The organism is Advenella mimigardefordensis DPN7 (genome assembly GCF_000521505.1).
Taxonomy (GTDB): Bacteria; Pseudomonadota; Gammaproteobacteria; order Burkholderiales; family Burkholderiaceae_B; genus Advenella; species Advenella mimigardefordensis.
The window spans coordinates 2,294,492-2,319,405 of record NZ_CP003915.1 but is presented as its reverse complement, the minus strand read 5'-3'; the positions used below and the strand labels follow the sequence as shown (position 1 = coordinate 2,319,405).

Annotated in this window: 23 protein-coding genes; 19 read left to right on the top strand and 4 right to left on the bottom strand. The window is 52.3% G+C overall.

Annotation, left to right across the window (positions count from 1 at the left end; translation table 11 throughout):
• Nucleotides 1-37 precede the first annotated feature (37 nt).
• The 3 genes from MIM_RS10685 to MIM_RS10675 form a co-directional block, all read right to left on the bottom strand.
• Nucleotides 38-1,021: a Bug family tripartite tricarboxylate transporter substrate binding protein gene (locus MIM_RS10685; RefSeq protein WP_025372751.1), complete on the bottom strand. Its 984-nt coding sequence runs from the start codon at nucleotides 1,019-1,021 to the stop codon at nucleotides 38-40.
• Nucleotides 1,022-1,065: 44 nt separating this feature from the next.
• Complete coding sequence (locus MIM_RS10680) at nucleotides 1,066-1,992, bottom strand: SMP-30/gluconolactonase/LRE family protein (RefSeq protein ID WP_025372750.1); 927 nt, start codon at nucleotides 1,990-1,992, stop codon at nucleotides 1,066-1,068.
• 455 nt (nucleotides 1,993-2,447) lie between these two features.
• A complete protein-coding gene (locus MIM_RS10675) occupies nucleotides 2,448-3,344 on the bottom strand; it encodes a LysR family transcriptional regulator (protein ID WP_025372749.1) in 897 nt (298 codons plus the stop codon).
• 134 nt (nucleotides 3,345-3,478) lie between these two features.
• On the opposite strand from MIM_RS10675, the gene MIM_RS10670 reads away from it, so the two are divergent.
• The 11 genes from MIM_RS10670 (at nucleotide 3,479) to MIM_RS10620 (ending at nucleotide 15,164) form a co-directional block, all read left to right on the top strand.
• Entirely contained in the window at nucleotides 3,479-5,098 is a 1,620-nt protein-coding gene (locus tag MIM_RS10670; protein WP_025372748.1) for a GMC family oxidoreductase, read from the top strand.
• Between the two features lie 47 nt (nucleotides 5,099-5,145).
• Nucleotides 5,146-6,651, top strand: coding sequence for an aldehyde dehydrogenase family protein (locus MIM_RS10665; RefSeq protein ID WP_042070218.1), 1,506 nt, complete (start codon nucleotides 5,146-5,148; stop codon nucleotides 6,649-6,651).
• A gap of 98 nt (nucleotides 6,652-6,749) precedes the next feature.
• Nucleotides 6,750-8,117, top strand: coding sequence for an MmgE/PrpD family protein (locus MIM_RS10660; protein ID WP_025372746.1), 1,368 nt, complete (start codon nucleotides 6,750-6,752; stop codon nucleotides 8,115-8,117).
• Nucleotides 8,118-8,165: 48 nt separating this feature from the next.
• Complete coding sequence (locus tag MIM_RS10655) at nucleotides 8,166-9,023, top strand: ABC transporter substrate-binding protein (RefSeq protein ID WP_025372745.1); 858 nt, start codon at nucleotides 8,166-8,168, stop codon at nucleotides 9,021-9,023.
• The gene (locus MIM_RS23425) at nucleotides 9,007-9,306 is read left to right on the top strand and encodes a type 1 periplasmic-binding domain-containing protein (protein WP_025372744.1); all 300 of its coding nucleotides are present in this window, start codon (nucleotides 9,007-9,009) and stop codon (nucleotides 9,304-9,306) included. Before MIM_RS10655 ends, MIM_RS23425 begins: the two co-directional genes overlap by 17 nt.
• Before the next feature lie 16 nt (nucleotides 9,307-9,322).
• Nucleotides 9,323-10,198, top strand: a complete 876-nt coding sequence (locus MIM_RS10645) for a branched-chain amino acid ABC transporter permease (RefSeq protein WP_042071252.1) — start codon at nucleotides 9,323-9,325, stop codon at nucleotides 10,196-10,198.
• Nucleotides 10,092-11,018 carry a branched-chain amino acid ABC transporter permease gene (locus tag MIM_RS10640; protein ID WP_084458968.1) on the top strand — a complete coding sequence of 309 codons (927 nt, stop codon included), beginning with the start codon at nucleotides 10,092-10,094 and terminating at the stop codon, nucleotides 11,016-11,018. The genes MIM_RS10645 and MIM_RS10640 overlap by 107 nt, the downstream gene beginning before the upstream one ends.
• Nucleotides 11,019-11,161: 143 nt before the next feature.
• The gene (locus MIM_RS10635; protein WP_052342300.1) at nucleotides 11,162-11,977 is read left to right on the top strand and encodes an ABC transporter ATP-binding protein; all 816 of its coding nucleotides are present in this window, start codon (nucleotides 11,162-11,164) and stop codon (nucleotides 11,975-11,977) included.
• A complete protein-coding gene (locus MIM_RS10630) occupies nucleotides 11,970-12,677 on the top strand; it encodes an ABC transporter ATP-binding protein (protein WP_084458967.1) in 708 nt (235 codons plus the stop codon). Before MIM_RS10635 ends, MIM_RS10630 begins: the two co-directional genes overlap by 8 nt.
• Nucleotides 12,678-12,714: 37 nt before the next feature.
• Nucleotides 12,715-14,148 (top strand): MmgE/PrpD family protein, encoded by a 1,434-nt coding sequence (locus tag MIM_RS10625; protein ID WP_025372739.1) that lies wholly within the window; start codon nucleotides 12,715-12,717, stop codon nucleotides 14,146-14,148.
• Between the two features lie 53 nt (nucleotides 14,149-14,201).
• Nucleotides 14,202-15,164, top strand: a complete 963-nt coding sequence (locus MIM_RS10620) for a Bug family tripartite tricarboxylate transporter substrate binding protein (protein WP_025372738.1) — start codon at nucleotides 14,202-14,204, stop codon at nucleotides 15,162-15,164.
• A gap of 92 nt (nucleotides 15,165-15,256) precedes the next feature.
• Here the strand turns inward: MIM_RS10620 and MIM_RS10615 are convergent, their stop codons facing one another.
• Nucleotides 15,257-16,618: an MmgE/PrpD family protein gene (locus tag MIM_RS10615; protein ID WP_025372737.1), complete on the bottom strand. Its 1,362-nt coding sequence runs from the start codon at nucleotides 16,616-16,618 to the stop codon at nucleotides 15,257-15,259.
• A gap of 235 nt (nucleotides 16,619-16,853) precedes the next feature.
• On the opposite strand from MIM_RS10615, the gene MIM_RS10610 reads away from it, so the two are divergent.
• From MIM_RS10610 to MIM_RS10575, 8 genes are all read left to right on the top strand, one after another.
• On the top strand, nucleotides 16,854-18,239 hold the full coding sequence (locus MIM_RS10610) for an MmgE/PrpD family protein (protein ID WP_025372736.1): 1,386 nt from the start codon (nucleotides 16,854-16,856) through the stop codon (nucleotides 18,237-18,239).
• Nucleotides 18,239-19,597: an MmgE/PrpD family protein gene (locus MIM_RS10605; protein WP_025372735.1), complete on the top strand. Its 1,359-nt coding sequence runs from the start codon at nucleotides 18,239-18,241 to the stop codon at nucleotides 19,595-19,597. The genes MIM_RS10610 and MIM_RS10605 overlap by 1 nt, the downstream gene beginning before the upstream one ends.
• A gap of 214 nt (nucleotides 19,598-19,811) precedes the next feature.
• The gene (locus MIM_RS10600; protein WP_025372734.1) at nucleotides 19,812-21,059 is read left to right on the top strand and encodes a CaiB/BaiF CoA transferase family protein; all 1,248 of its coding nucleotides are present in this window, start codon (nucleotides 19,812-19,814) and stop codon (nucleotides 21,057-21,059) included.
• A 26-nt stretch (nucleotides 21,060-21,085) separates the two neighbouring features.
• The gene (locus MIM_RS10595) at nucleotides 21,086-22,270 is read left to right on the top strand and encodes an acyl-CoA dehydrogenase family protein (RefSeq protein ID WP_025372733.1); all 1,185 of its coding nucleotides are present in this window, start codon (nucleotides 21,086-21,088) and stop codon (nucleotides 22,268-22,270) included.
• Between the two features lie 19 nt (nucleotides 22,271-22,289).
• Nucleotides 22,290-22,757, top strand: coding sequence for a MaoC/PaaZ C-terminal domain-containing protein (locus tag MIM_RS10590; protein WP_025372732.1), 468 nt, complete (start codon nucleotides 22,290-22,292; stop codon nucleotides 22,755-22,757).
• Between the two features lie 29 nt (nucleotides 22,758-22,786).
• Entirely contained in the window at nucleotides 22,787-23,197 is a 411-nt protein-coding gene (locus MIM_RS10585; RefSeq protein ID WP_025372731.1) for a Zn-ribbon domain-containing OB-fold protein, read from the top strand.
• 13 nt (nucleotides 23,198-23,210) lie between these two features.
• Nucleotides 23,211-24,389 carry a thiolase C-terminal domain-containing protein gene (locus MIM_RS10580; RefSeq protein WP_025372730.1) on the top strand — a complete coding sequence of 393 codons (1,179 nt, stop codon included), beginning with the start codon at nucleotides 23,211-23,213 and terminating at the stop codon, nucleotides 24,387-24,389.
• A gap of 24 nt (nucleotides 24,390-24,413) precedes the next feature.
• The gene (locus MIM_RS10575; RefSeq protein WP_025372729.1) at nucleotides 24,414-24,878 is read left to right on the top strand and encodes a MaoC/PaaZ C-terminal domain-containing protein; all 465 of its coding nucleotides are present in this window, start codon (nucleotides 24,414-24,416) and stop codon (nucleotides 24,876-24,878) included.
• Nucleotides 24,879-24,914 lie beyond the last annotated feature (36 nt).

Below are 24,914 nucleotides of genomic sequence, written 5' to 3'. Positions count from 1 at the left end.
TGCTGTCTCCGTTAATTGATAGTCACTATTTGGAAAATTACTTATTGATGTCGCCGATTTCAGAAACGATCTCGCCAATCCGTGAATACTCGTCCGCCATCATATGCTTCAGAACATCGGGCGTCGCCGTTTTTACCGTCGCGCTGGCAGCTTTGAAACGCTCCTGCATTTGCGGCGTATTCAAGACATGTGTAATGCTCTTCTGCAGCTTGTCGACAACATCTGGTGGTGTGCCTGCCGGAGCTGCAATCAGAAACCAGACCTCCGCCTGAAACCCTTTGAGAGTATTGGAAATGGGTTCTACGCCAGGCATGAGTGCGCTTTCTCCTGCCGAGGCGGTGCCCAGCAAATTCAGTTTACCTTCTTTGATCTGCTGGCTGATCTGAGGCGTGACCGACGACAGCATGAGCTGCACCTCACCAGACATCAACGCCAGCGTGATCTGGCCCACACCCTTATAGGGCACGTGGTTCATTTTTATGTCAGCCAGTTTCATAAACGTTTCTGTGGCAAGACGACCGTTGGAGGCAGGACCTGATGAAGCAAAATCGATTTCTCCGGGGTGGGCCTTCGCGTAGGAAATCAGCTCCTGCACAGTTTTTACGGGCAACGAAGGATGCGTCACCAGTACCATAGGCTGAACTCCCAGCAATGCGACGGGTTCGAAATCGCGCAATGGATCAAAACCTGCCTGCTTATTAATCTGAGGCGTAATCAGCATACCGTTAGTCTGGATCAGCAAGGTGTATCCATCTGCAGGCGCCCTTGCGACGTAGCGCGTGGCAACAATACCCGATGCACCTTCTTTGGGAACGATGACAACAGGCTGGCCAAGCTCTTTTTGCAGTGGTTCCTGTACGGCACGCATCAGAATGTCAACCGGCCCGCCCAGTGCGAATGGTAGTGCGACACTGATGGGTTTATCGGGGTAGGCCGCAGTGGCGATGTTCGGGGAAGCGATGACAACTGCGGCAATCAGCTTCAATCCGCTACGCCTGACAAGTGTAATAATCCTATCCATTCAAATAGTCTCCTTTGTAATTTTTCATTCTGCATAGTGTCTTGTTATGCTTGCAAAGCAAGGCCACCGCGTGGCCATCTGACCTTCATCAACTGTCCATAACCGGACAGCGTTATGTAAGCATCACGCAGCTGCGGCCCGCCAAAGCAGATATTGGTGCAATAGTTCTCCGGCGCTTGATGAAACTCCAGCAACTCACCGTCGGGTGAAAAAACGCTAATGCCACCGTTTACCAATGTAGCGACGCAGATATTGCCATCGTCTTCAACCGCGAGCGAGTCAAAGCGCTGAAAGCCGGGCAGCCCGTGAAGCAGACGACCACCATTGGGTGAAGGCCAGGGTTCTCTTTGCAAAATACCTGGCTCCAGGATTGAATAGGACCATAAGCGGCTGGTTTCCGTTTCGGCAACATAGAGAACGCTCAAATCAGGCGACAGACCAATGCCATTGGGCGTAAGCACAGGAAATGCAGCCTGGCGAATCTCGCTGCCGTCAATCTTTGCGTAGTAGACTGCGCCGCGCACAATGCGATCATGAAACGCCCTGCCCATGTCCGTAAACCAGAAGCCGCCCATTTGGTCGAATACGATATCATTGGGACCATGCAAGGGATTGCCATCACAATGCGAATAAAGTACGTCGACTTGTCCGCTTTCCAAATGAACACGTTGAATACATCCACCTTTATAGTCCGCAGCGGCGGCAAGAGGGCGGGTAAAACCGTTCTCTGTGTGCCATTCGAATCCGCCGTTATTACAGACATAGCAATAGCCGTCAGGCCCGATGGCTAATCCGTTCGGACCACCACCGAGGTGAGCGACAATTTCCTGACGCTGGTCTGAATAAATTCGCAGCAACCGACCGCTTACGATCTCAACGATTAATACGCTTCCGTCGGGCATGGCTACCGGCCCTTCCGGAAACTGCAGGTCGCGCGCGATGATTTCGCCTTTCAGCGTCAAGTGCTTCATTCATTCTCCTTGGTTTTCAGTTATTGCTAGAGATCAAGCGCACTGGCATCCACCCGTTGCAGGCACTGGGATATCCGCGTTAAAAACGCGCTCCTGTAAGCAATATCTGCTTCTTCACTGTTCCTGATAATAATGTCATTTCAAACTTATTAACGATGTGATATGTCGCTGCGGCCACGCCCCGTCACAGCCAGCCACAATTCAGATGAACGTCTGGCCGTCGTGTGCGATTCTCTTATTCAGGCATAACCAATTGTCAGCAATAACCGTGCCAGTACAGGGCGAATGAAGTGCCGACAGTATGTAATATCAGGCAAGGACTGTGTGGTTCAATATAACTAGGCTGCGTGCTGCGATACAGAAAAAGTGAAAGTGTCTGCGGGATGTACTTTGATTGGACATTAAGTACAGGTACTGCCCATGTTGAGAACAGTGCTGCAAGTCGAGAAGATGGCTCAGCCGGTTACAATGTTCTTCATCGTTCGTTCGGCGCTTTCTAAAAATTTTGTGAGCGCAGGATTCGTCAGGACAGGGTTCCACGCCAGCATCCCAAGAGCCGGTTCCCGAAACTTGGCAAAGGGCACAAGAGATACGCCAGCCATTCGCATTCGACCAAGCGTACTAGGAACGATCGCCATTCCGCAGCCTTCAGATACCATCGACATCGTCGTCATCCAGTTACGCGTATAGTGGACTATTCTGGGATAGATTCCGGCACGACTGAATAGACTAATGACCGTATCGTGGTTGGCCGGGTTAATGTCACGTTCAAACATGACGAACGACTCGTTAGCCAGTTCCTTCAAATCAATCAGCTGATGTCGGGCCATCGGATGTTCATTTGACAGACAAAGCACCAGTTGATCATCTTTTAATGGCATGAAGCGCAGTTTGGGTGGCGCCGTCGAACCGTGGCAGAAACCTGCGTCCAGTCGACCAAGGCGTAGCCATTCGAACTGCTCTGCGGATTGCATTTCTCTTAGTACCACTTCGATACCGGGCCATTCGCGTGTGAATGTGTCTACTATGGTCAGCACATCGCGAAATAGCAGTGTTCCGCCAAAGCCGATGTCCAGGCGTCCGCTCATGCCCTGATCCACCGACTTGACGATGCTTTTCGCTCTGGCGGCGCCTTCCAGTAATTTGCGCGCTTCATTCAGGAAAACGGTTCCTGCAGGGGTCAATTGAACACTGGTTTTTGTTCTCTGAAACAGCAGCACTTCAAGTTCTTCCTCCAGTGCCTTTATCGCGCTGCTTAATGGCGGCTGCGTAATTGCCAGGCGTTGTGCGGCTCGCCCGAAATGCAATTCCTCTGCCAATACGACGAAGTACCTCAAGACATGGAATTTCATTGAACCGCACCTCTCATTTGTAAATTGTATTAGCTGAGTGAAAAAGAGAATTAGACGCGAATGACGCATTGTATCAAACTAAGCGTCATAAAAATTACGGAGACAATGGCTCTTTTCGAGCTAAAGAGAAAAATATGGAAAACTGGGACTATATCGTGGTGGGAGCCGGCTCGGCTGGATGCGTGGTAGCGCGCAGACTTTCTGACGATTCCTCTGTGCGCGTGTTGCTTATTGAAGCGGGATCCTCTTTCAGAAATTTCTGGAGTACCGTACCTGCCGGTATGGCGATGTTGATAGGCGATGAGCGATTTGATTGGCGCTACACGACAGAGCCGGTTGCTGCATTGAATGGCCGCAGGATCGTCTGGCCCAGAGGTAAAACATTAGGTGGCTGCAGTGCAATCAACGGTATGGTTTATACGCGAGGTAATCGGCGTGATTATGATCATTGGGCGGAACTGGGAAATGCAGGCTGGGGTTGGAACGATATCCTGCCTTACTACAAACGAATGGAGAATAACGCTAGTATCTCCAACGCTTTGAGTGGACAAGGCGGTCCCTTAACGATCTCGAACGCAGCGCCGGCATCACTTGCAGTACAAAGTTTTATTGAATCAGCACACGCTTGTGGTATTGCGCAGGTGAAAGATCTGAGCGTGTCGGGAGAGGAGGGAGTTGGACTCTTGCAAGCCACCATCCGTGATGGCCGACGCCTGTCGAACTACGATGCTTTTATTGCACCCATACGCAATCGCCGGAATTTAAGCGTGCTCACCAATGCGCATGTCACTCGGATACTGATGGACAATGGGGCCGCTATCGGTGTCGAGCTGATGCAAGATAATAAGCTACGTTCCATTATCGCCAATCAGGAGGTAATTTTATCTGCCGGCGTTGCGAACTCTCCACATATATTAATGCTCTCAGGAGTAGGTGATGGCGCCCAGCTGCAGCAACACGGTATAGCCACACGCTTGCATTTGCCAGGCGTTGGGAAAAATCTGCAGGACCACGTCGGTGCGCATATAAAGGTGCGCACGCGACCAGGCTGGTCGCACAATCGTGATCTGAACGGATGGCGCAAATATCGCGAGGGCATGCGCTACCTACTGGCTAAGAATGGGTATCTGACTGCCAGCGCGACTTTGGCAGCTGCATTCGTGCGTAGCAACGATCAGGTACCCTACGCGGATCTGGAGATAGGATTCCGTCCGATTACCTTTAGCCAGTCTGCCGATGGGTACGTAACCGTCGACGATTACGAGGCGATCAGCGCCAACGTCTACAGGGTTAGGCCTGCTTCAAGAGGACAGGTTCTTCTACGTTCTGCCGACCCTTTCGCTGCACCGATTTTTGACGCTAACTTTATGTCAGATCCGGAAGATCAGCAGGCAACCATTAATGGGCTGCGTTTGATACGCAAGATTCTGTCCACTGAACCGATAGCATCAGGTATCACAAGCGAAGTTCAGCCCGGAATCGATATTCAATCAGATTCTCAGCTGCTTGATTTCATACGCAATAACGGAAAGTCTTCCTACCATCCGGTCGGCACCTGCAAGATGGGAAATGATTCTCTGGCCGTGGTGGATTCCCAGTTACGGGTGCGGGGAATTGACCGATTACGCGTTATTGATGCTTCTATCATGCCCACCCCCAGCTCCGGGAACACCGCTGCCTGCACTACCATGATTGGCGAGAAAGGGGCCGACATGATTTTGTCCGATTTGAAAACACTACACCGGGCGGCATGAATATCGACGCGGTCAGGCCATTCTTTCTGTTTCTTTAGGCAAATATTATGACACTCAATATTTCAGATATAAATACGACGGGGTTTAACTCCGGTCAGTTGCGAGCTTTGAACTGGATTAATTCCGGAACCAAAAAACTTTTCATCGACGGTAAATGGGTTGATGCCCAATCAGGAAAGACATTTGCCACGGAGAATCCGGCGACGGAACAGGTGTTGAGCGAGGTCTCCGAAGCGGGCGAGACTGATATCGACAAAGCGGTAGCGGCGGCACGACAGGCTTTTGAATCCGCTGCCTGGTCGGGTATTTCGCCACATCAGCGCGCGCGTTATCTGATGCAGATTGCCGATGCGATCGAATCTCACGGGGACGAACTGGCATCAATAGAAAGTTATGACACAGGGGTGCCGTATACGGCCAGTCGCCAACGGATTCCCCATATCGCTGAAACGTTTCGCTATTACGCCGGTTGGGTCAGCAAACTTTATGGTACGACTAACCCATCGGACGACAGCCGTTTTATTTACATGCTACGTGAACCGATGGGGGTTTGCGCGTTGATCAACGCCTGGAATGTGCCATTGGGCATGGCGGCGACCAAAATCGCGCCGGCCCTGGCGTGCGGGAACACAGCAGTATTCAAGCCGGCAGAGCAGGCGCCGCTCAGCGTATTGCGACTGACCGAATTGATCCACGAAAGCGGGCTTCCTGCAGGCGTATTGAATGTCGTCCCTGGTCTGGGGCCCATCGCCGGCGCTGCGATGTCCGCACATACTGGGATAGACAAAATCGCTTTTACAGGATCGACAGTCGTGGGCCGGCATGTTCTGCAATCCGCCGCCAACAATATGAAAAAGGTTTCTCTGGAGCTCGGGGGCAAATCGCCGAATATCATTTTCCCCGATGCGGATCTGGATTCTGCAATTGCCGCGTCGGTAGTCTCATTTTGCCGAAATTCAGGACAAATATGTTCTTCCGGAACCAGACTTTTCGTACATAACGAGATTTATGACATGGTTGTCGAACAGGTCTGTTCGGTGGCAGAACAATATAAGGTCGGACAACCATTTGAAGCCGATACGCAATTGGGGCCATTGATTTCGAGACGGCAAATGGACCGTGTGCTCTCCTATGTACAGGAAGGAACGCGCGAAGGTGCGCGGTTGCGCTTGGGCGGTCATCGCGTGGGCGATGTTGGCTATTTTGTCACACCGACCATTTTCTCCCATGTCAAAAATGAAATGAAGATCGCGCAGGAAGAAATTTTCGGACCCGTACTTTCCATTATTCCGTTCAGCAACGAAAGCGAAGTAATACTCAAAAGCAACGATTCCATCTATGGGCTGGCTGCGGCTGTATGGACACGAGATGCCAGCCGCGCCCAGCGCGTATCCCGTGCACTGAAGGCAGGGCGCGTCTGGATTAATACTTATGGCGATGCAGATCCCGGTATGTCCATCGGTGGTTACAAGCAATCAGGAATAGGTCGGGAATATGGCGCTGAATCGATCGACGCCTATACACAGACCAAGTCTGTATTAATGAAATTCTGATCAGCATGAATTGCTGTCTTTAGCAACCACTTTCTAGAATTTTGGCATTTACATTATTGGAATGCTGCGGCAAAAACTTACTAATGAAACATTAAGCGATGAATTTGATAACAAAGCAACTGATTGAGCTTGCACAGAACACCCGGTACGAAAGGCTGGGTGCAGAAACCGTACATGAGTGCAAACGACGGATCATCGATAGTATCGCCTGCGCGATGGCGTCATTCAATCACCCTCTCAGTATTTCAATGAGAACGCTGGCAAGCAGCTATCGGGGAGCGCCTGATGCAGCACTCTGGGGCACTGGCGTTCGGACGACGCCGGAGATGGCGGCATTTGCCAACGGCGTAATGGTACGTGTGGGTGAAAATAGCGATACCTTTATCGGCAAGGGCGGTGGCGGCCATCCCAGCGATATGATTGCGGGATTGATTGCAGTTGCAGAGGCAGCTCAAGCTAGCGGACAAGCGTTGATCGAAGCAATTGTAATTGCATACGATGTGTATTGTGGGCTGATGGATGCAGTTGATCTTGCCGCAAAAGGCTGGGATCAGGCCTTCCATGTGACGTTAGGGACTGTATTGGGTGCCTCCAGGCTGCTGGGGCTGGATGAGTCACAAATGGAACAGGCCATTTCACTTGCTATTTGTCCCAATATGGCGCTCAGACAAACACGGCATGGGGAACTGAGCCACTGGAAAGGCTGTGCGGGCGCAAACGCAGCCCGTAATGCCGTGTTCGCGGCAACCCTGGCGCAACGTGGAGTCATCGGCCCATCGGGGATTTTCGATGGCAAACAGGGATTATGGTCTGTGACAGGCCAATTTGAGTGGCCTGTTCTGTACCACGGGGACTCGCTGCGTATGGTTGCGCGCACCAGCATCAAGCCGCTGCCAGTGTGCTATCACACGCAATCGGCCGCGCTGGCGGCGCTAAAGTTATTTCCTAAACTAGCAAAAGATACCATTTCGCAGGTGCATGTCCATACGTATCGTACGGCGCTTGAAATGGCTGCAGATGGGGCCCATCAATGGGCGCCACAAACATCGGAGTCTGCTGATCACAGCCTGCCGTTTGTGGTTGCGACCGCATTGCTGCATGGCGCAATAGCGCCTTCAAGCTTCCAGGCTGATCGTCTGGCATGTCCTGATGTCCGTAAGGTGATGTCCACAATACAGGTATCAGAAGACCCGGCACTCTCATCTTTATGGCCAAAGAGCGCTGCCGCGCGCGTGACGGTAGAAACACGCAATGGGGTTCAGTTGTCCGAAGAGATTCTCTATCCGAAAGGGCATGTCAATAATCCTATGAGTGATGATGAAGTCGCCACCAAGCTATACGAGGGTGTGAGTGCGCTGGCAGGGCAGGACAAGGGTAAGAAGATAGTCACTACGTTGTGGGGAATCGATCAAAATGGCGTACTGGCGTCTGCTATTGGTCAGGTACTGGCGCAAACATTTGGGTGATCAGCGATTTCAATTAAAAAAAGATAACTCAAACATAAGGAGACTTTAATGAACGATATAAATCGACAAATCCGTTTCGCGTCTGCAGTGATCACGATGTGCATGGCAGGGCATGTGTACGCAGCGGCACCGGTAAAGATCGGGTTGGTAATGCCATTTTCAGGCGCAGCAGCGGCATATGGTATCGAAGCACGTCAGGCAGCAGAGCTGGCGGTGGAGGAAATCAATGCTGCCGGAGGCATATTAAACGGACGGTCTTTACAACTGATATTCGAAGACGATAAGGGCACGCCACAGGGTGCGGTTGGTGCAACTCAAAAACAGATTGCCCTTAATAAAGTTGACGCCATTCTGGGAGGAATGGGTAGCCAACTGGCATTGGCACAATCGTCGGTTGCCAAAAATCGTATTTTGTATATCAACAGCGCAGCGCAGGCAGACGCGATTACTGAACAAGGGAACAAATGGCTGTTTCAGATTAATAACACCACCAGCATGAATGCGAGTGGATTCAATAAATATATTGTAAATGTATTAAAACCGAAGACCGTGGCATTTGTTGGTGAGAATACTGAGTTTGCGAAACCGCTGCTTAATATCATGAAGAAAGATTTGGCAGCGGCTAATATTGAGCTGGTAGGCGTCTCGCTATACGATACAGAAACCAACGACTTTACTTCGATCATAACAAAAATCAAATCTCTGAATCCTGATCTGGTCTATGTAGCGGATGGCGCGCCTGCGCGGCTTGTCCAGTTCTGGAAGCAGGCTCGCCAGCTGGGTGGATTTCGCGCCGAGGCAGTCACACCGGGTGTCGTGACGCCCACCGTCATGAACGCAGCAAAGGGGGTCATGGACGGCGTGATCACAGGAGATATTTTTTTCGACATTGGACCAGGCTGCTGAAACGCAGCGTTTCGTCAGCGCCTTTCGATCCCGCTACCACCAGGATCCTGGCAAAGTGCATCTGGTTGTATATGAAGGCGTGAACCTTATTGCCGGGTCGATGGATAAAGCGCAAACGGCGAATGACTATTCAGCGTTGGAAAAATCACTACGCTCCAACACATGGATCACACCGCGTGGAACGCTTAGATTTGATGAAAAGGGCCGTGCTCATGCGCCATATTTCTATATTCAACAGGTTCAGGGCACATCATTGAAGCCCGTTGTTCGAACAGAAAACTGAACTTACGGGCCAAACCATGGAATTATTTCTACAAACCTTCCTCAATGGCTTGCTGGTGGGAGCCGGCTACGCGCTGATCGCAGTGGGCCTGACGCTGGTATTCGGCATTCTGGGTATTGTTAATTTCGCGCACGGCGCCTATTTCGCGCTAGGAGCGTATTCAGTATTATTGGCAGTCAATCTGGGCGTGCCCTATTTGTTGGCCGTGCTCATCGCTTTGGGAATTGTTGTCATCGCGGCTTATTTAACGGAGCTATTCATCGTCAGGAGAAGTCTATACGGCGCGGGCAACTACAGCTCAGTAATTGTGACCTTCGCGCTCTCGCAGGCGATGATATCACTCATGTTACTGATTGCCGGTCCCAATCCGCAACCGGTGGCTTCACCATTCTCCGACGCAAGCATGTCGATATTCGCGCTGGTATTCAGTGGCCAGCGAATTCTGATTCTGGTGGTTGCGCTGGTGGTGTTGAGCGGACTTGGATTCTGGTTGCGGTTTGCCCGTAGCGGGCGTCAGGTTACCGCTGTATCCCAGAATGCGCGCGGGGCGCTCTACACCGGCATTAATGTACCCCGCATCCGCTCCCTGTCATTCATGATAGGAGTTGGAGCGGCGGGCCTGGCAGGCTCTTTGCTTGCTCCCATATCCAACGTCTTTCCAACGATGGGAAATGCCTCTCTGATTAACAGCTTCATTGTCGTCATACTGGGCGGTATGGGTAGTATTTCCGGCTCTTTGCTTGGCGCATTGCTGATAGGTGTCGCCAATGCGCTGTTCGAAACGTATGTATCAGTACCGTGGACGCCTGCATTGGGATGGATTCTGGTCATTTTTGTCCTGCTTGTTGCGCCGCAAGGCTTGCGCGGCAAGAAAAGCAAAGAGAGATACTGACATGCGATTACAAGAAATTAAAGATACGACGTTTTTTAAACTGATGCTGGCATGGGCCTTGGCTATCGCGCTATACGGGCTTCTTATTGAGAATACGTTTCTGCTTACACTGGCAGGCTATACCAGTACACTTGCTCTCTTTGCGCTGAGTATTAACGTTATGCTCGGCGGAGTGGGGGAGGTGCCTTTGGGGCAGTCTCTTTTCTTCGGGCTTGGGGCCTATGCGGTAGGAATTGGTATGCAAAAGCTTGGCTTTTCCTATGCGCTTTCGGTTCTATCTGGTATTGCCATCACCATCGCTCTGTCGTTTGTCATCGGCATGATCACCTTGCGTCTGACCGGCGCTTATTTCGCTATTGTCTCGTGGGGGATGGCCAGTGTCGCTGTCGTCGCGGTATTAAATCTGGAAAGTGTCACTGGCGGCGGAATGGGGATATTTGGCCTGCCCGACATGCAATTTTTCACGATTGACCTTACAAGCCCCATTCAATACTTCTACACGGCGGCAGCCACGCTTTTGCTCATCATCGTAATACTTAACGCCATCAGACAATCGCGATTTGGCTACGCACTGGAAAGCGTACGTCAGAACCCGCATCTGGCGACTTCACTTGGCGTGAATGTATTTCGACAAAGGCTCAAGGCTTTCATGCTCAGCGCAGTGATTGCCACCATTGCTGGTGCGCTTTCGGTGCCCTATACCCAGATCATTACACATGAATCATTAAATATTGCCATCACTGTTGACGCTTTGCTGATGGTATTGCTGGGTGGTACGCGCTGGTTATTCGGGCCGGTACTGGGGGCAATGATTATTTAGCATTCTTCCGTTTTATCTGGAGTTGGACGTCAACGTCCGCCTATTAGTATTCTCAGTGGCCATTATTCTTATTATGACCTTTCTGCCTGACGGACTGCACCAACTAGGTTTGTCATGTATCTCACGATTAAAAAGGAGACATCATGTCGGTAGCTGAAATCATACAACAACAAACCGTCGTGAAGAATGTGTCAGCCGACGTCGTTGTGCAGGCCACTGGCGTAACAAAGAAATACGGCGGAATTGCAGCACTGAAAGGGATTGATCTAACGATTCATGAAGGCGAGATATTTGGCATTATCGGTCCGAATGGAGCGGGAAAATCAACACTGTTCGATATTCTGTGCGGCATTATCCAGCCAACCACCGGCCAGGTACAACTGTTGGGAAAAACGATCCAGGGTATGTCAGCCCATGTCGTTGCCCGGCTTGGGGTCGCTCGCCGCTTCCAACGAACCGCCGTTTTTGCGGAAGCGACGGTCATGCAGAATCTGCTGTTTGCAGCTCATCAGTCTTTTAGCCATTCGATGCTCGGACGTTTTGTGCATTCAAAACATTGGCAAGAGGAAAGAGACGCTTTTTTCAGTCGTGCTCAAGAGGTTCTGGGCATCACAGGACTGTGGGACGATCGTGAACGTATCGCCTGCACACTCGCCTATGGCGTGCAGCGGCGCCTGGCGGTCGGCCTTGCGCTTATGCCAGACCCGAAACTACTGTTTCTGGACGAACCCGCTGCGGGAATGGATGATCAGGACAGTGACAGCTTTATTACGCTTGTTCGAGAAGTGGCACCAGGGCGAACTGTCATCATTGTGGAGCATGACATGAGGGTCATTCGTAAGTTATGCCATCGCTGTCTTGCGATGGCCGATGGGCGGCCGTTACAGCGAGGTCAGCCTGCTGACGTGCTGCAGCATCCTGATGTAATTGAAGCCTATCTGGGAGCAGCGGATGAATAAGCGGATTCTGAATGTTCACGGCGTGAGTGCGGTTTATGACAAAGTCAAAGCCCTGCATGGAGTCTCAATTCATGTGAATGAAGGCGAAATCGTTGCCATTCTGGGTGCGAATGGGGCGGGTAAAACGACCTTGTTGAACGCCATCTCCGGTATCGTTCCGGCGGCAGGCGGGGAAATCTCGCTGGGCGGAACTCCGATACGTGGGCTTAAGCCCTGGCAACTGAGTGCCCACGGATTGATCCATGTACCTGAGGGGCGTGAAATCTTTCCAGCCATGAGCGTCGAAGATAATCTGCGGGTTGTCGATGCGTCGGGTAACGGCCCTGATTTTACTGTGCAGAGCGTCTTGGAGATGTTTCCGCGACTGCGGGAGCGCTTTGACCAAACAGCGGGCAACCTGAGCGGTGGTGAGCAACAGATGTTAGCTATCGGTCGTGGATTGATGGCGCGGCCTCGCCTGATTTTGTTTGATGAACCCTCTCTCGGTTTGTCGCCACTCATTTCCCGGCATGTGCTAGCGACCATTGCTTCACTACGCAGCCAAGGCGTTTCCTGCTTACTGGTCGAGCAAAACATGCGTGCAGCGCTCAAGATTGCCGATCGCGCCTATGTTTTGCGCGTGGGGCGAGTTGTGAGAGAGGGTGATGCCACTGACATAGCGCAGGATCCGGATATAGGCGAAGCCTATTTGGGATCGTGACCACACAAATAATAAATTCAATTTAAGGAGACATATTATGAAAAATACCATCATAGAACAGCTTGCGCACTACACCGAATCAACAACCTATCGGCAACTACCATTTGAAGTAGTGCATGAAAGCAAGCGAATTCTGCTCGACTCCATTGGCTGCGCGCTTGCCGGTCTTCATTTTCAAAAAGGCCAGGCCGGACGCGATTTTGCCAGACTGATGGGTTCAGGCGGAATGGATGCGTCAATTATCGGTGATGCCCGGCGTGTTTCCATTCCAGCAGCAGCCTTTGCCAATGCAGAGTTGATCAACACAATGGACATGGATGTTGTGACGGTTCCGGGGCATGTAGCTCCGGCGGTTCTGTCCAGCATCATGGCAGCAGGTGAAGCTGCATTATCAAGTGGCCAGCAAATAATCGAAGCTATTGCGATCGGACATGAAATAGGTCATCGATTTGGGCGCGCAGTGGATAATTTGCGCGATACAAAGAACGGCGAGCCGGATCCACCAAAAATTTTCGGCTATACCAGCCCGATATTCGGTGCCGCCGCAGGTATTGCTAAATTGCGGGGACACTCATCGCAAGTCATCGCCAACGGGCTGGGCATCGCGGCCTGCATATCACCAGTCAACTCCATGATGTCCTGGATACATCATGCACCCGCAACAACGATCAAATACACGCTGAAAGGCGCGCTGGCCTTTCAGGCTGTCACTGCGGCTTATATGGCAGAGTTCGGCCATCGGGGTGATGTACAGGTTCTTGATGATGCGGAATATGGTTATCCCCGTTTTATCGGCTCCAGCAAATGGGAGCCGGATGCCATTGTGAATAAGCTTGGAGAACAATGGCTCTTTCCTGCGCATACCTCATATAAACCCTATCCTCACTGCCGGGTGTTCAATGCACTGTTGGATTGTGTTTCAAAAATCGTAAGCGAGAATGAGATCAAACCAGACGAGATTGACAGTATCAAAATTTTTGTGGAAGGCTTTGCGCAAAAGCCTGTCTGGATTAATCGCAGGATAGATGATGTGCATGATGCCCAGTTCAGCATGTACCACGGCATCGCCGTCGCCGCACATGGTCTGCGGCCGGGCAGGGCCTGGCTGGAACCAGACTTTATCCAAAGCCCGTCAGTGCTCAGACTAATGGAAAAAGTGAGCAGCGAACCACATCCGGACTATGTAGCACTGTTGAGTGGCAATGCGGCCAGTCGACCGGCACGGGTAGAACTACATGCGCGCGGCGAAACATTTTTGCAGGAGCGGCGCTTTCCAAAGGGAAGCCCGTCTCCAGAACCCGACTCAATAATGACGGATGCCGAATTGATAGAAAAATTCAGACATAATGCGCAGGATGTCATCAGCAACGACGCAATCGGTCAACTCGTTGAGTCGATTATGCATCTTGAACAGTCAGACCGCTGGGATAGGGTGGTACAGCTTGCAGTACCAACAGACCTGCAAAAATAACCGAGCCTGCTGCACGAAGGGCCACTCAGACAATTAATCAGCCAGGAGCAGTCATGTTCAATGTTACTCAGCCGGTGCTCACACTCATGTTCGGGATTGCATTCTCAATCCCTTGCCTTGCGGCAAACCCACCGTACCCTAGCAAAGTGGTGAAAATCATCGTGCCAACAGGCCCGGGGACAGCCAGCGACGCTACGGCCCGATATCTCTCTGACGGTCTTTCCAAAAAATTTGGCAAAACATTTATTGTAGAGAACCGACCCGGCGCGAGTGCAACAATCGCCACGGCTGCAGTGCACCGTGCCGCGCCTGATGGCCATACTTTACTGCTGACCTACTCGACACATTATATAAACCAATGGTCACTCAAACTTGACTATGATGCGCTTGATTTTATGCCGCTGGCTCAACTGAACAAATCTCCTATCGTCCTATCTGTCGGCGTTGCGTCTCCCTATCACTCGGTAGAAGAGCTGGTCGAGTCAGCGCGAAGCCGCCCAGGAAAACTGTCGTTTGCTTCGGTTGGCGGAGTTTCTCAAATTGCGGGTGCCTATTTTCTGAAAAAGGCGGGCATTCAGATAAATTCTGTACTTTATAAAGATCCTACTCAATCTTTGCTTGATACGGCAAATGGCTTGGCCGATATGTCGTTCACCGGACTAACCGCGCCGCTGCCTTTTGTTCATTCCGGGAAACTCAGGGTGTTGGGGGTATCGACAGCCCAGCGGGATAGCAACCTGCCCGGGGTGCCGGCGATCGCCGAGTCGGGTGTGCCCGGCTACGAATTCGCATCAAATGTGATTATGCTGGCGCCGCCCAGGACACCAAAGGACATCGTCAAACAGATTTCTGAGGCTGTCGGTGAAATTGCATTGAGCACAGAATTTAAAAACTTGTGCAAAGTACAGGGTTGCACTGTTGACTACCTTGATAGCGAACAACTTGCTACCCGCTTTCCTCAGGAGCTGGAAAAATGGAAGACACTTGTCGATCAGGCGGGATTGACCGCTAAGTAAACTGCCGTAAAGATTGCAAAGGTCTGTCACAACGCCGTCCGCAAGCGCAGACGGCGGCTGCCGTCTATTTCAGGATACTGCGTGGTTCGACATTACGATAGCAATGCCAAAAGTGTTTTTACCGGCATACCTGTTCGCAATGACTCGACGGCATTCACCAGCGCATCAGTGCGGGTATCTGATTCGCCATAGTTGAGGCAGTCGTCCACTTTATCCCGTAACTGTGCTGCACTCATACGCTTTTGGGGGCTGCCTGACACAACATCCGTCTGCACCTGCATCACACGGCCATCATTCAATGTCACGTCGAAAAACACAGGTGTCATACCTAGAAACGGCAAGGCGTCATCGGCAGTGATAGTAATCTGGCTATGTGCAAACCGGCCGATTTTTTCATCGCGGATGGCCTCATCCGTGAAGTCACCGATCAGCACAGCGCCTTTAGCCAGCCCAACGGCGACCGTGTAAGCAATACTAAATTGCGCATCTACAATGCCCGCTGTGCGAGGGTCGTATTGCCGGCCGACCATATTCACTGCCTGGCCGCTGACCCGAATGTCAATGTGTTTTATATCGTCCAGGCGCAGGCCTTCGTTCCGGTGCAGTTCGAGCGCCAGATCTATTGGCGCATGAGTAAAACGGCAGGCCGGATAGGGCTTCAGACTGAGATCTTCAATCAGATTGCAATGATGCATATTCAGGCCAGCCGCTTCAAGATCAAACTTTCCATCCTGGTACAGATTGATAAATCCGGCTTTGCCTTCAAAGACGTTTCTGGGGCCGTCAATGCCGGACTGGGCAAGCGCAACCGAGAACATGACATTTTTTACCAACTGAGCCGGCTGAAATCGTTTGGCCAGGCTACCGTCGATGATCGATTGCAGGCTACCGCTGGTCTGAGTCAATTGATGCCCAAGCGCATCCACTGTCATCTGTGCGTCCCAGCCGCGTAGATTGGCAATGGCCAGAACGGCCCCGATAGAACCGCTGATCACGCTATAGTTCCAACCGCGTGATCCCTTAGGGCCGCCCGCACGACCGACACGCATTGCGCCATCCACGCCAACCGCCAACGCAGTGAGAAATCGCTGTCCGTCGCAGTCTGGCAGGTTTTCCTCCAGATCGGCTAGTAATCCAGGTAACACCATGCCGAATGCATGCAACGGCACTTTATCATCGGTGTCATCATAGTCCAGCGCATGCAAGGCCACTGCGTTCAGAAATGCGGCAACTGGGGCAGGTGCTTTACCAAAACCACCCCAGACGGTGCAGCCGTCCTGGCCCCAGCGCCCCAGGGCTGTTCGCGCCTGATCCAGTCCATGGGCACGAACGCCGGCGAGCGCGCAGGCAAGACTATCGATAAGGCCGTCATTCGTGGCATCGACGGTAGCGGTGGACAAAGAATCAAATTGCCTTGTAACGGCATTGTCGGCAAGACGATAGGCGAAATCCATTAGCAGGTCTCCAAATATGGGGGAATGGTTTGCAGTCTGGAGCCATACCCTTTTTCCGTCCAGTCAAATTTCTTGCGAGCAAGCGTAAGTTTTACTTACCCGAAGAGAACACAACACCGCTTTCATACGCGGTTAGATTTGTTTACCACAAAGCAATGAAATGCAACTCGACATCATCAGGTATAACGTGCACACTGTCGAATCACTTCCGTCAACCCTATACAGCAGACAGCATATGACCCCACCCACAGATCTCTCGCATGAGTTCGCTGAATTTATTATCAATACTCGATTCGAGGACCTGTCGCCCGACGCTGTTGACGGCGCGAAAAAAAGTATTCTTGATACGATCGGGGTCATTCTCGCCGCAACAGGCGTCGAGCCGGCAGTGAAGGCCGTTAATGCACTGATAACCGAAGCGGGCGGTACGCCAGAGAGCTCGCTGATGGGATTTGGAGGACGTGCGCCTGCCGTCTGGGCCGCATTTCATAATGGCGCGATGGCTCATTGTCTGGATTTTGATGATCATGCCCCGGAAGGGCATCATCCCAGCAGTTCAATCGTTCCAGCTGTATTTGCATTGGCTGAGCGTCGTGGTGGTGTCTCCGGTAAACAGCTGATCGCAGCAGTCGCGGCAGGGCAGGACATGTTTCTGCGCATGCGTCGCCATGTGCCCAGCCGGCTTGACTGGCACCTGACGACAGTGCTTGGCGTATTTTCTGCAGCAGCCAGCGCGGCGCATGTATTGGGGCTGACTAAAGAACAGACGATCAGCGCCTTGGGCATTGCCGGTATGCAAAGCTGCGGTACCCTGGAACTTGCCTATGGGGTTGGTAGCGATTTGCGAGGCATGTATGCGGGCTTCTCAACTAAAGGTGCTGTGCTGGCCGCGTTAATGGCGCAGAAGGGGATTCGGGGTGTACAGAGTATGTTCGAAGGCAAGGCAGGGTTGTTCAATGTCTATTTTGACAACGAGTATGATCGCACTGGCATGATCAGGGATTTAGGGCAGCACTACCACGGTGGCGAGATTCTGTACAAACCATGGCCCTCCTGCGGCGCTTCACATGGTTTTATCCATGCCACGCTGGAACTGATGCGGGAGCATCAGTTGAAAGTCGCCGACATCAGCGAAATACGGGTGAATGTCGGCGACTTCCAGAAGCAGTTGTGCGAGCCTATTGAAAGCAGGCGCCGTCCTGCAACGGCGGCCGATGCAAAGTTCAGTATTCCATACTGTGTGGCTGTTGCCGCTACCAACGGTTCGGCCAAACTGACCGATTTCATTGGCGACGCGCTTGCCGATCCGCAGGTGCTGGCAACCGCAGAGAAAATCACAGCTGTGGTCGATGCGCAATTTAACTGGGCGGGCAAACTTCCCAAAGGCCGACTGGACATCATCACGCATGACGGGCGTTCATTTTCACGAGTGGGCGATAACGTGCCAGGCGATATTGAATGTCCGATGGATTGGACGTATTTGAGCGCCAAGTTTTCTGAAAGTGCCGCGCTGGCAGCCGTAAAGCCAGCGTCGGATGGCGTGATGAGCGCGATAGAGATGATTCAACATCTGGACAGGATAGACGATGCAACCCTGGTCTTACGAGTGCTGGAGCACTGATGGACGCGACCATACAAAAACTTGCGCGCTACATAGTCGACACCGCATTTGACACGATCGCCCCAGAAGCCATTCACGAGGCCCGCCGGCGGATTATAGACAGTCTGGGATGCGCGGCGGCGGCATCAGCTGAACCGTTTTGTCTATCAATAAAGAAGCTGGCAGCCCGCACGCATTCAACCCCATCCGCACGCATCTGGGGCACCGGACAAGAGACGTCTATTGAAATGGCCGCTTTCGCCAATGGAACGATGCTGCGGTATCAGGATTTCAGTGACACAGTGTTGTCGCGAAGTAATGGCCATCCCAGCGATATGCTGGGAGGGCTCATTGCGGTGGCTGAAGCCTTCCATAGCGACGGAAAATCGCTGTTAGCGGCAGTGGTCGTAGCCTATGAAATTTATTGCAGCCTGTGCGCAAGTGTTCAAATGGCAGCCAGGGGTATTGACCAGGGGACTGCTGCGGCAGCAGGAACCGCCGCCGGCATTGCCAGTCTGCTGGATTATTCGGAGCAGCAGACGGCCAATGCATTGTGTCTGGTGCTGGCTGCGAATCTTCATCTTTATAACGTACGCTGTGGCACACTCTCTGACTGGAAAGGGTGTGGCGGCCCCAATGGCGCTCGCAATGGCGTTTTTGCGGCCATGCTGGCACGCGAGGGGGTTACCGGGCCAACGGCACCAGTGGAGGGCAAGGGGGGGCTATGGGAGATACTTGGCAGGTTTGAATGGGATCCTGGCGGTGGCGCTGTCCCGCTCATTTGTCAGACACATCTTAAATTGCATCCGGTGTGTTACCACGGACAATCTGCAGTGGACGCGGCGCTCATACTTCGCAATACCGTTGCCGCCAGTGATGTACAACGTATAGAAATTGAAACGTATGAAGCTGCCTATCTCGCCATGGGGCAGGATCCCGGCCGATGGGCGCCGGACAATCGGGAAACGGCCGATCACAGCATGCCCTATACGGTCGCCCATGCGTGGATAACGGGAAGCCTCTCCAGCACTGCCTACGAAACGGATCAATTGCAAAGCAGAGCAGTTCTGGAGATGATGAAGCGGATCAGTGTATCAGCGGTACCGGAGTTGACTGCCGCATTTCCCGCCAACTCGTCCACCCGCATCAGCGTTTTGAATATGGCTGGTTCAGTGTATACGCATTTGCAGCCCAATCCTAAAGGGAACGCAGGTAATCCAGTGAGTGATACGGAATTGGAAGCCAAGTTCAGCGATCTGTACAGAAGCTGGGGAGCGGCGGATAGCGCGCGACAGCTGCTTGATTTTGTCTGGACTATTGACAAAAATACTGATGTTTCCACGCTGGTGGATGCACTTTGTATCGAATCAACACGCTAAAAGCACATCTTCCGATGTAACGATTCGAATCAACCTGTCCGGTACTTTTAGAGCCTATGGATATCGCCGCATCCATAGGTCTTTTGGCGTTGTTTGAGTTCAGCTCGAACCAGAAAGCGTAAGAAATACTTTCCAAAACCCCTAAAAAATACAACTCGACAATCGCTCACCAAAACATCAAACTGGCTTCAATGTTCACTACATCACGTATGCCATGTCTGAATCTAACTTCATTTCCAGTCCGTTGCAGGGCGTCAAAGTCATTGAATTATCGCATCTGATCGCCGGGCCCTATTGCGGCCAGTTACTGGCCGAAGAGGGTGCCAGTGTCGTCAAGATAGAACCCCCTGACGGCGAGTTAACACGACATCGCGAGCCCATGCGGCGCGTTGGTGATCAAGTGATCTCCGGCTATTTTGCTTCGCTTAACCGGGGCAAGCAGAGTGTATCGCTGGACCTGAAGAATGAAAGCGGCATCCAGACGCTGCATCGCCTGCTGGAAACGGCCGATGTGGTTCTGACCAATATGCGCGGCGGCGCGCTTAAGCGCCTGGGAATACATCCCGATGAACTGCGCAAGCGATACCCGCGCCTGATTATTGCCTGCATTTCGGGCTTTGGTCTGCACAACGCAGGTAAATTCACCGACCGCGCAGGACTGGCAATGGTGGCCGAGGCCATGTCCGGCACAACCAGTCTGACCCGAGATCATGATGGTAATCCGGTTTGGTGCGGCTTTGCACTGGGCGATATCGTTGCGGGTATGGCAGCGCACTCGGCTATTTTGCTGGCGCTTCGCAATCAGGAGAAATATGGTGTAGGCCGTGTGCTGGATATGAGCATGGTTGAGTGCTCCCTGCCCATGGTCAGCGTGGCGCTGGCTCGTGAGCAGTCTGCAAGCGCCGAACTACGCGCCTTTGCCGGTTCGAATAATTTCCATGGCGTTCCCTATGGTGCGTTCCCTGCGTCTGACGGATTCGTCAATATTGGCGTCAACCGGGACGACTTCTGGAAACGCCTTTGCAAAGCGATGGGGCGTCCCGAGTTGGGCACCGATCCCCGCTACGAAACCTATATTGAACGAGCCAAAAATCAACGCGACGTGCACCAGATTACCGAAGCCTTCACACGGCAATTTACCCGGGACGACATCGTGGCAAAACTCAATGCTGTGGATGTGCCGGTAGCCAGCATTCTGACGATGGCGGAGTTGACCAATGATGAGTATCTGCAAACACGCGGCGCGCTTCGGCAAGTGAACGACGGCATTGGCGGTTCCATGATGCTGCCCGTAGACCCGAGCGGCTTTACGCCTGCAGAAGGTAGCCATCTGGTGCCGCTATTGAATGAACATCGTGACACCGTACTTGCACGTGAACTGAATCTTTCGGCCAACGACATATCCTGCCTGGAACAGGCAGGTGCCTTCGGTACACCGATGGCCATGGCCAACATTGCTTGAAAACCATTAACCTTGGAAATATCGACATGGACGCTAAAACCCAACCCCAATCAACCGCTTCAGCCGTTACGCGTGAAGAAGTCTTACAGGCCACGCAAGCCGTTACTCATCGCTTTGACGACGAGTATTTTGCCAAACTCGACAAGGAGGAAGGCTATCCCCATGACTATATTAAGGCCTTGATGGACGCCAAACTGCATACGGTCATGATTCCGGAAGAATATGGAGGCATGGGGCTGGGACTACAGGAAGCCTGCGTCATTGTCGAAGAAATGCACCGGTCCGGCGGCGTTGGTTCCATGATTCATGGTCAGATGTTCATGATGGGTATTCTGGCACGCCATGGCACCGATGAACAAAAACGCAAGATACTGGAAGAAGTATGTGCAGGACGGGTACGGCTGCAGTCTTTTTCTCTTACTGAGCCCAATGCCGGTACCGATACCGCCAAACTGCAGACTAAAGCATGGAAAGAAGGCAATGAATGGGTGATCAAGGGGCAAAAATTGTGGACCTCGCGTTTTGATTATACCGATGCGTTCATGCTGTTTGCCCGCACCAGTCCACCGAAAGATCCCGCCAAACCGCATCAGGGTATCTCGGCCTTTCTGGTTGACAAACGCCAGGTTGATCCAACGCAATACAGTAGTCGCAAGATCGATGTGATGTTCAATCATCACACGTTCGAAGTGTTCTACGACAATATGCGAGTGCCTGAAACCTCCATGATAGGCGAAGAGGGCAAAGGATTCAGATATTTGCTGGACGGCCTGAATGCGGAACGCATCATTATTGCCTCAGAAGCGATTGGTGACGGTCGCTGGTTTGTGGATAAGGCTGTCAATTATGCTAAGGAGCGTGTGCTGTTTGGCAAACCCATTGGCGCGAATCAGGGCGTGCAATTTCCTATTGCTAAAGGCTATGCGCATCTGGAAGCCGCCGATGCGCTGCGCTGGAAAGCAGCCGAAAAGTTCGACCGCAACGAGCCATGTGGCGGTGACGCCAATATTGCCAAGATGCTGGCCGCCGATGCATCCTGGGAACTGGCCAATGTATGCATGCAAACGCATGGCGGCTTCGGTCTGGCGCGGGAGTATCACATTGAGCGGCGTTTCCGCGATACACGGGTCTTCCAGATCGCGCCGATCTCACCCAACATGGTACTGAATTATGTTAGTCAGCATGTGCTTGGCTTGCCACGTTCGTATTGATTGAGAAGGAGAAGGGCAAATGAAAGAAGGCCTGTATTTCGAAGAGTATGCAGAGGATTGGACGTATCAGAGCGCCTATTGTGATGTTACGGAGGAGGGCGTTGCCAATTTCGTGGAGCTGCATGGATTTACCAGTCCGACCTATACGGATATGAACTATGTCAAATCGTCCAGGGAGTATGGCGGACGCATGGCGCCGGGGCTGCATGTACTGAGTCTGGCCGAAGGGCTGTTGCTGCATGCCGGACTGACCACACGACGCGGAATTTTTCTGATGGAACTAACACCCCGATTCCTTAAACCGGTATTCGTGGGCGATGCCATCGCCAATCGCGTGCGCTTCAAGTCCAAGCGGCTAACCAGTAAGCCAGATCGTGGCGTCGTCATGACCGATCACGAAGTGATCAACTGGAAAGAAGAAATCGTGCTGAGCTATACCTCAACGCGTATGATCCGAACCCGCCAATATCGGGATGAAGCTGCATGAATTCGACAACACCAAAAGAGGAGACTCAGTTGACCAATCCACTTCCAAAACCGGTGGTGAATGCAGATTCGCAGGCCTACTGGGATGCCGCAAGAGAACGACGTCTGGTTATCCGCAAGTGCAGAACGTGTGGTGAGGTGCATTTCATGCCTCGCCATCTGTGCCCGCATTGCTGGTCGGATCAGCTGGAATGGATTGTTGCAAAAGGTCAGGGCGAGGTCCACAGTTTTACGATCATTCGACGCGCTTCTGACCCCGCATTCGCCTCAAAAGTGCCCTATGCGGTAGCACTGATAGAGCTGGATGAAGGGGTGCGTATGATGTCGAACATTGTGGGAGACGATGCGCTGGCAGTAAAAATCGGTGATCGCGTGTCGGTCATGTTCGAAGATCGGGGTGATGGTGCACTGCTGCCCCAGTTTAAGCGCACTGTATCATAAGGGCAGCACTGTCATGAAAAAACCCGTATCTCTTAAAAATAAGGTAGCGATTGTTGGCGTTGGCGAGTCGGACATCGGCAAAGTGCCACATATGACCGGCCTGGGGCTGAACGCTCAGGCAGCCAAATATGCGCTGGAAGATGCCGGCATGACCATCTCGGATATCGATGGTCTGCTTACCGCCTATTCTTTTACCGAACCCTATTTTATGCTGGGTTCCGTGCTATGCGAATACCTGGGGATCAAGCCACGCTATAACGCCTCGATGGTTGTCGGCGGTGCCAGCCCTGCGGTGATGCTCCATCATGCCGCACAGGCCATTGCCTCTGGTCAGGCAGAAACCATTCTGGTATGTGCCGGCGAAAACCGTGCCACCGGCCAGTCTCGCGACGCCACGCTCTCAACCCTGCTGGCGGTTGGTCATCCGTATTACGAGCAACCGTATGGCGGCTCCATTCCCGGCTACTACGCCATGATCGCCCAACGTCATATGCATAAATATGGCACAACGCGTGACCAGTTGTCACACGTGGCCGTGCAAACACGCGAACACGCACTGCTGCATCCCAATGCACATATGAAAAAAAGCATTACGCTGGATGATGTGAACAACGCCAAGCCGATAGCGGATCCACTGGGTATGCTCGACTGTTGCCTGATTTCCGATGCAGGCGGTGCATTTATTGTGACCAGTGCCGAGCGTGCAAAGGACGTGCCGGGAAGGCCGATTTATCTGCAGGGCATCGGCGAATATCACACCCATGAACACTTGATGTGTGCTCCCAGCCTGACAGAATTTGGCGCGGCCGAATCCGGCCGTATTGCATATGAAATGGCTGGCCTGAACGCCCGGGATATCGATGTAGCTGAACTATATGATTGCTTTACGATCGTGCCGCTGATTGAGTTTGAAGAGCTTGGCTTTTGCAAGCCAGGCGAAGCCGGTCCGATGTTCGCTGACGGCTATACACGTATTGGAGGGACATTGCCGGTCAATACGCATGGCGGCATGCTGTCGCACGCCCATGCCGGGGCCGCTGGCGGGCTATTCGGCATCGTCGAAGCAGTACGGCAATTACGTGGCGGCCTGGGCAACCGACAAGTGGAAGGGGCAGAAGTGGCGCTGGTGCATAACGAAGGCGGGATTCTGTCTTCGCATTGCACGCTCATTCTGGCCGGTGAAAAAGGTTAAACAATATAAAACAAGGAGGTTAGTATGACTGTTCAAGTAAAACCGCGTGGTAAGTATTTCGAGGATTTTGAAGTAGGGCAGGAGTTTCTGAGTCCGGCCCGAACCATTACCACAACGGATATCGTGAATTTCGCCTGCCTTTCCGGCGACTTTAACGAAGTGCATACCAATTGGGAGTTCTGCAAGGACGGTCCTTTTGGAGAGCCGATTGCACATGGCCCGCTGGTGTACGCAGTTATGGCGGGTTTACAATATGCCAGCGGTATCAACGATGGAACACTGATTGCGTTGTTGCAGAACGACGGCTGGCGTATGATTGCGCCGGTGAAGAACGGAGATACTATCCGTATGCGCTCCCGTGTGCTGGAAAAAAAGGAAACAAGTAAGAAGGATAGAGGAGTGGTAACGTTCCTGCGCGAATGTATCAAACAGGATGGTATGGTGGCTCAGGAAATGACCACAAAGTTTCTGTATAAGCGCCGTCCATAGCGCCCATTCGTGCGCCATGGACGCAGGTCCAGCTTA

What these genes read in the sequence shown, in the direction of transcription:
- MIM_RS10685 (WP_025372751.1), bottom strand. Translation starts at nt 1,021, where the DNA reads ATGGATAGGATTATTACACTTGTCAGGCGTAGCGGATTGAAGCTGATT.
- MIM_RS10680 (WP_025372750.1), bottom strand. Translation starts at nt 1,992, where the DNA reads ATGAAGCACTTGACGCTGAAAGGCGAAATCATCGCGCGCGACCTGCAG.
- MIM_RS10675 (WP_025372749.1), bottom strand. Translation starts at nt 3,344, where the DNA reads ATGAAATTCCATGTCTTGAGGTACTTCGTCGTATTGGCAGAGGAATTG.
- MIM_RS10670 (WP_025372748.1), top strand. Translation starts at nt 3,479, where the DNA reads ATGGAAAACTGGGACTATATCGTGGTGGGAGCCGGCTCGGCTGGATGC.
- MIM_RS10665 (WP_042070218.1), top strand. Translation starts at nt 5,146, where the DNA reads ATGACACTCAATATTTCAGATATAAATACGACGGGGTTTAACTCCGGT.
- MIM_RS10660 (WP_025372746.1), top strand. Translation starts at nt 6,750, where the DNA reads ATGAATTTGATAACAAAGCAACTGATTGAGCTTGCACAGAACACCCGG.
- MIM_RS10655 (WP_025372745.1), top strand. Translation starts at nt 8,166, where the DNA reads ATGAACGATATAAATCGACAAATCCGTTTCGCGTCTGCAGTGATCACG.
- MIM_RS10645 (WP_042071252.1), top strand. Translation starts at nt 9,323, where the DNA reads ATGGAATTATTTCTACAAACCTTCCTCAATGGCTTGCTGGTGGGAGCC.
- MIM_RS10640 (WP_084458968.1), top strand. Translation starts at nt 10,092, where the DNA reads ATGTATCAGTACCGTGGACGCCTGCATTGGGATGGATTCTGGTCATTT.
- MIM_RS10635 (WP_052342300.1), top strand. Translation starts at nt 11,162, where the DNA reads ATGTCGGTAGCTGAAATCATACAACAACAAACCGTCGTGAAGAATGTG.
- MIM_RS10630 (WP_084458967.1), top strand. Translation starts at nt 11,970, where the DNA reads ATGAATAAGCGGATTCTGAATGTTCACGGCGTGAGTGCGGTTTATGAC.
- MIM_RS10625 (WP_025372739.1), top strand. Translation starts at nt 12,715, where the DNA reads ATGAAAAATACCATCATAGAACAGCTTGCGCACTACACCGAATCAACA.
- MIM_RS10620 (WP_025372738.1), top strand. Translation starts at nt 14,202, where the DNA reads ATGTTCAATGTTACTCAGCCGGTGCTCACACTCATGTTCGGGATTGCA.
- MIM_RS10615 (WP_025372737.1), bottom strand. Translation starts at nt 16,618, where the DNA reads ATGGATTTCGCCTATCGTCTTGCCGACAATGCCGTTACAAGGCAATTT.
- MIM_RS10610 (WP_025372736.1), top strand. Translation starts at nt 16,854, where the DNA reads ATGACCCCACCCACAGATCTCTCGCATGAGTTCGCTGAATTTATTATC.
- MIM_RS10605 (WP_025372735.1), top strand. Translation starts at nt 18,239, where the DNA reads ATGGACGCGACCATACAAAAACTTGCGCGCTACATAGTCGACACCGCA.
- MIM_RS10600 (WP_025372734.1), top strand. Translation starts at nt 19,812, where the DNA reads ATGTCTGAATCTAACTTCATTTCCAGTCCGTTGCAGGGCGTCAAAGTC.
- MIM_RS10595 (WP_025372733.1), top strand. Translation starts at nt 21,086, where the DNA reads ATGGACGCTAAAACCCAACCCCAATCAACCGCTTCAGCCGTTACGCGT.
- MIM_RS10590 (WP_025372732.1), top strand. Translation starts at nt 22,290, where the DNA reads ATGAAAGAAGGCCTGTATTTCGAAGAGTATGCAGAGGATTGGACGTAT.
- MIM_RS10580 (WP_025372730.1), top strand. Translation starts at nt 23,211, where the DNA reads ATGAAAAAACCCGTATCTCTTAAAAATAAGGTAGCGATTGTTGGCGTT.
- MIM_RS10575 (WP_025372729.1), top strand. Translation starts at nt 24,414, where the DNA reads ATGACTGTTCAAGTAAAACCGCGTGGTAAGTATTTCGAGGATTTTGAA.